1 protein-coding gene is annotated in these 620 nt (G+C 29.7%); it reads left to right on the top strand.

Translation table 11 applies throughout. The features are described from left to right. Positions 1-620, top strand: a 620-nt coding sequence (locus HMPREF2578_RS11390) for a transposase (RefSeq protein ID WP_256275861.1), incomplete at both ends; no start/stop codon positions are given.

Here is a 620-nt window from a genome sequence, read left to right as displayed (position 1 = left end):
GAATATATTGTAGCTGATGCAGGTTATGGTAGCGAACCCAATTATATGGCAATTATAGATGATTTTAATCGAATACCACTTATAACCTACGGTATGTTTATAAAAGATAAAACTAAAAAATATAAAAGCGACATCTTTAACACTCAAAATTGGGATTATGACGAAATTAACGATGAATATATTTGTCCAAACAATAAGCGATTGGGTTTTAAAAGATATGCCTATCGCCATGATAAATATGGGTTTAAGAGAGACTTCAAATTATATGAATGTGATGATTGTTCAGAATGTCCTCTGAGACACCAGTGCATGAAATACAATTCAAAAACGAATAAAAAAATAATGAAAAATTATAATTGGGAATATTTTAAAGCCCAAATTAATAAAAAGCTTTCAGAACCAAAAATAAAAACCATCTACAGTCAAAGAAAAATTGATGTGGAGCCTGTTTTTGGATTTATGAAGGCTATTTTGGGTTTCACTCGAATGTCCGTTCGAGGGATAAATAAAGCCAAAAGAGAACTAGGATTTGTGCTAATGGCACTTAATATAAGAAAAGTAACAGCTCAACGAGCTGAAAATAATCAAAAAAATTATAAAAAAGACAATTTCTATATTAT

Source organism: Staphylococcus sp. HMSC072H03 (genome assembly GCF_001809305.1).
Classification (GTDB): Bacteria; Bacillota; Bacilli; order Staphylococcales; family Staphylococcaceae; genus Staphylococcus; species Staphylococcus hominis.
Note: the sequence above shows the minus strand (reverse complement) of the source record. Positions and strands in the feature narration are given on the sequence as shown.